The following is a 4,735-nucleotide window of genomic DNA, read 5'->3' on the forward strand; positions in this document are numbered from 1 at the left end:
TGGCCTGCGGCAGCGGGGCCACGGCTGCCGGCGCGTCGGCGGCGACCGCCTTGCCCGCTGGGGCCTCGCCCGGCCACTCGATCACCAGCACCGAACTGCCGCCGATGGTCTGCATCTGCGGCTTGAACGCCACCACCGAACTGCTCAGGTCGAACACGATCCGCAAGGTGCCCGGCACCGGATGGCCGGTGCGCACTGCGCTGACCACGCCGCCGCCGGCCGGCAGCTTCAGGCCCTTGGCAGCGGAGGAATCGGGAAGATCGACGACCAGGCGATTTGGGTTGGCCAGCGACAGCGTGCTGAAGCCACCACTGCCCTGCAGGCGGATCTCGGCGCGGGTGCCGGTGGCGCCGTTGTCGAGCGAGACCGACTGCACCTGCCCGGCAAACGCCGTCTGCGCCGCCAGGCACCAGCCTGCGGCAGCGGCGAAACTGGCGAAAAAACGGGTCCCCGGGCGCATAACGCGATTCAAACATCGCCGGGAGTCAAAGGCAAGCGGTTTTCCCTTAATAATCCATAACCTGCCTTCACTTTCTAGCGTCAGCCGGCAAAAAGTCCCTGCAAGTCGGCCTGCTGGGCCAGCTGCGCCAGCCAGGCGGTCCCCACCTCGGTACGTGGCTGCAGGGCGACACGGCGCCCGTCGCCGTGCACGGCCAGGCGCACGTCCAGATCGGCGGGCGCCAGCACGTCGCCGCCGCGCTCGGGCCATTCCACCAGCCACAGCGTGGCCCCGCCCTCGTCCAGCCCGAGGAAATCCAGCTCGCCCGCCGCGCCGATGCGGTACAGATCCAGGTGCCAGGCCTCGCCATCGGCCAGCGGGTAGCGCTCCACCAGGGCGTAGGTGGGGCTGCGGATCGCGCCCTGCACCCCGAGCGCGCGCAGCAGCGCCCGTGCCAGGGTCGATTTGCCGGCACCCAGATCCCCATGAAGATGCACCGCGGCCTGCGCCGGGCGGGTCGCGGCCAGCGCACGGCCGAGGCGCTCGGTGGCCTCGCTGTCGGGCAGGAACAAGCTGAGGCTCATGGTTCGGATTCCGGATTGGACAGGCGCCGCAGCGCCGGCAACAGGTCGGTGGGCAGCAGCCCGCGCTGGCCGTCGGCGGCCGCGCGATCGCCGGCGCCGGCATGCAGCAGCGCGCCGACGCTGGCCGCCTCGAACGCCGGCAACCCTTGCGCGCGCAGCGCCGCGACCACCCCGGTCAACAGATCGCCCATGCCGCCGACCGCCATGCCCGGATTGCCGGCGGCGATCACTCGTGGCACCTGCCCCGGCGCGGCGACCAGGCTGCCGGCGCCCTTCAGCACAATCGTCGCCTGGTAGCGTTCGGCCAAGGCCGCGGCGGCCGCGAAGCGATCGCGCTGCACCTCGGCGGTGGCGATGCCGAGCAGGCGCCCGGCCTCGCCGGGATGCGGGGTCAGCACCGCCTGCGGGACGGGCCGCGGCGCCTGCGCAAGCAGGTTCAATGCATCGGCGTCCAGGATCAGCGCGCGGTCCGAATCGGCCAGGACCGTCTGCCACAGCGCCCGCGCCCAATCGTCCTGACCAAGCCCGGGGCCGAGCGCGACCACACTGGCCTTGTGCAGCAACGGCGCCAGCGCCGTCGCATCGTCGACCGCATGCGCCATCGCCTCCGGACAGCGCGCCAGCAGCGGCGCCACGTGCGCGCTGCGGGTCGCCACGCTGACCAGGCCGGCCCCGCTGCGCAGGGCCGATTCGGCACTGAGCATCACCGCTCCGCCGCTGCCGAGATTGCCGCCGACGCACAGCACATGCCCGGAGTCGCCTTTGTGGCTGTCCTGCCGGCGCGGCGCCAGATGGCGGCGCAAGGCGCCGACGGTCCAGGCCTGCGCGCGCGGCACGCAACCGGCGAACGCAGTCGGCGGCACCTCCAGCGTCGCCAGCGCGCGCTCGCCGACATGGTTCAAGGCCGCACCGGTATGCAAGCCGGCGTGGGCCACGATGAACTGCAAGGTCAGCGTCGCCGGCAACACCGCGCCGGGCACGCTGCCGGTTTCGGCGTCCACGCCGCTGGGCACATCCAGCGCCAGTACCGGCGCGCCAAGTCCACCCAGCGCGCCGAGCAACGCCGCCAGTTCGGCGTCCGGCGCGCGATTGAGGCCGATGCCGAGCAACGCATCGACCACCACGTCGGCCGGCGCCAGTGCCGCGTCGAACTCCTCGATGCGACCGCCGACGCCGATGTAGTCGGTGCAGGCGCGCTGCGCCAGCGGCGATTGCGGACCGCGCCCGGGCAACTGCAGCACGCGCACCTGGCGCCCGGCGCGATGCGCCAGCCGCGCCAGCACGTAGCCATCGCCACCGTTGTTGCCGCTGCCACACGCCACCAGGATGCGCTGCGCCTGCGGCCAGCGCTGCAGCAGTGTCTGCCACGCGGCCTGGCCGGCGCGCTGCATCAGCGTGTAGCCGTCGCCGCCCAGCAGCGCGGTGGCCTGCACATCGATGCGGCGCGCGTCCGCGGTGGCATAGAGATCGAAGCAGTCGTACATGCACGGGATTCTATACTTGCGCGATGTCCGCCCGCCTCGACATCGCCGATCCCCACACCGCCGCCGCGCGCATCCGCGCGCTGGCGCGCACGTTCGGCTTCCAGCGCTGCGGTATCGCCGGCATCGAACTGCAGCAGGACGAGGCGCATCTGCGCGACTGGCTGCAACAGGGCCTGTACGGCACGATGCACTGGATGGCCCAGCACGGCGACAAGCGTTCCCGCCCGGCGGAGCTGATCCCCGGCACATTGCGGGTGATCTCGGTGGGCCTGGACTACGGCCGCAACGACGACGATTCGGCCTGGGACACGCTGCGCGACGGCGAGCGCGCCTACGTCGCGCGCTATGCGCTGGGCCGCGACTACCACAAGCTGATGCGCAACCGTCTGCAGAAGCTGGCCGAGCGTATCCAGGACGAGATCGGCCCGTTCGGCCACCGCGTGTTCGTCGATTCGGCGCCGGTGCTCGAACGCGCCCTGGCGCGCGACGCCGGCCTGGGCTGGATCGGCAAGCACACCTGCCTGATCGACCGCAACGGCGGCTCCTGGTTCTTCCTCGGCGAGATCTACGTCGATCTGCCGCTGCCGATCGACCCGCCGGCCAGCGCCCACTGCGGCACCTGCACGCGCTGCATCGACGTCTGCCCCACCCAGGCGATCGTCGCGCCGTACCGACTCGATGCGCGCCGCTGCATCGCCTACCTGACCATCGAGCACGACGGCGCGATTCCCGAGGAACTGCGCGCGGCGATCGGCAACCGCATCTTCGGCTGCGACGACTGCCAGCTGATCTGCCCCTGGAACAAGTTCGCCAAGCGCAGCGACGAGCCGGACTTCCGCGCGCGCAACGATCTGGACAAGGCCACGCTGGCGCAGTTGTTCGCCTGGGAGGAAGACGAGTTCCTGCGCCGCACCGAAGGCAGCGCGATCCGCCGCAGCGGTCACGAGCGCTGGCTGCGCAATCTGGCAGTGGCGCTGGGCAACGCGCCGACCACGCCACAGGTACTGGCCGCGCTAGGCGCGCGCGCGCAGCATCCCTCGCCGCTGGTGCGCGAGCACGTGCAGTGGGCGCTGGCCCGGCATGCAGCCAAGTCGACGCAGCCGGCCAGAGCTGCCGACGTGCGAGGATAGGCGCCCTTACGCCCTGCACTGCCCGCATGTCCGATCGCGCCGACCAGATCCTCAGCCCCAGCCAGCTCAACACGCTGGCCCGCGACCTGCTGGAGAGCGCCTTCCCGCTGGCCTGGGTGGAAGGCGAACTGGGCAACGTCACCCGCCCCTCGTCCGGCCACCTGTACTTCACCCTGAAGGATGCGCGCGCGCAGGTGCGTTGCGCGATGTTCAAGCCCAAGAGCCAATGGCTGCGGTTCGTGCCGCGCGAAGGCCTGCGGGTGCTGGCGCGCGGGCGCCTGACCCTGTACGAAGCGCGCGGCGACTACCAGTTGGTGCTGGACCATCTGGAGGAAGCCGGCGAAGGCGCGTTGCGCCGGGCGTTCGAGGAGCTCAAGGCCCGGCTCGCCGCCGAAGGCCTGTTCGCCAGCGAGCGCAAGCGCGCCCTGCCCGGCTTCGTGCAGCGCCTGGCGGTCATCACCTCGCCCAGCGGCGCCGCGGTGCGCGACGTGTTGAGCGTGCTCGGCCGGCGCATGCCGCTGCTGCAGGTGGACATCCTGCCGAGCCTGGTCCAGGGCGACAGCGCCGCGGCGCAGATTGCCGCCTTGCTGCGCCAGGCCGACGCCAGCGGCCGCTACGACGCGATCCTGCTGACCCGCGGCGGCGGCTCGCTGGAGGACCTGTGGGCGTTCAACGACGAACACCTGGCACGCACCATCGCCGCGGCAGTCACCCCGGTGGTGTCGGCCGTCGGCCACGAGACCGACGTGACCCTGGCGGATTTCGCCGCCGACCTGCGCGCGCCCACCCCGTCGGTCGCCGCCGAATTGCTGGTCCCCGACCAGCGCGATCTCGGCGCGCGCCTGCGCTCCCAGCATGCCGCGTTGCTGCGCTGGCAGCAGCACCGGCTGCGGCAAGCGCAGCAACGCGCCGACCGCGCCCTGCTGCGCCTGCAGGCGCAGAGCCCGCAGGTGCGCCTGCAGTTGCTGCAGCGCCGCCAGCACGAGATCGGACGGCGGCTGGCGGCGGTGTGGCGGCAACAGCAGGAACGCCGGCATGCCCAATTGCGCCATGCCGCCGCGGTGCTGCGCGCCGCGCAGCCGCAACGGCGGCTGTCGA

5 protein-coding genes are annotated in these 4,735 nt (G+C 72.1%); 2 read left to right on the forward strand and 3 right to left on the reverse strand.

Going from position 1 to position 4,735, the window contains the following annotated elements; all coding sequences use genetic code 11:
• The 3 genes from D588_RS24730 to D588_RS0113170 all read right to left on the reverse strand — a co-directional run.
• Positions 1–460: AMIN domain-containing protein (locus tag D588_RS24730; RefSeq protein ID WP_043084811.1), on the reverse strand; the 460-nt coding region annotated here is incomplete at its 3' end.
• An 80-nt stretch (positions 461–540) separates the two neighbouring features.
• A complete protein-coding gene (gene tsaE / locus D588_RS0113165) occupies positions 541–1,023 on the reverse strand; it encodes a tRNA (adenosine(37)-N6)-threonylcarbamoyltransferase complex ATPase subunit type 1 TsaE (protein ID WP_017916311.1) in 483 nt (160 codons plus the stop codon).
• Positions 1,020–2,507 (reverse strand): bifunctional ADP-dependent NAD(P)H-hydrate dehydratase/NAD(P)H-hydrate epimerase, encoded by a 1,488-nt coding sequence (locus tag D588_RS0113170; protein WP_017916312.1) that lies wholly within the window; start codon positions 2,505–2,507, stop codon positions 1,020–1,022. The genes tsaE and D588_RS0113170 overlap by 4 nt, the downstream gene beginning before the upstream one ends.
• 23 nt (positions 2,508–2,530) lie before the next feature.
• Between D588_RS0113170 and queG the strand changes: the two genes are divergently transcribed.
• Together queG and xseA are read left to right on the forward strand one after the other, a co-directional pair.
• Complete coding sequence (gene queG / locus D588_RS24735; protein ID WP_017916313.1) at positions 2,531–3,637, forward strand: tRNA epoxyqueuosine(34) reductase QueG; 1,107 nt, start codon at positions 2,531–2,533, stop codon at positions 3,635–3,637.
• A 26-nt stretch (positions 3,638–3,663) separates the two neighbouring features.
• A partial coding sequence (gene xseA / locus D588_RS0113180; protein ID WP_017916314.1) for an exodeoxyribonuclease VII large subunit occupies positions 3,664–4,735 on the forward strand: 1,072 nt, incomplete at its 3' end.

The sequence above is a fragment of the Xanthomonas sp. SHU 308 genome, from assembly GCF_000364645.1.
Classification (GTDB): Bacteria; Pseudomonadota; Gammaproteobacteria; order Xanthomonadales; family Xanthomonadaceae; genus Xanthomonas_A; species Xanthomonas_A sontii.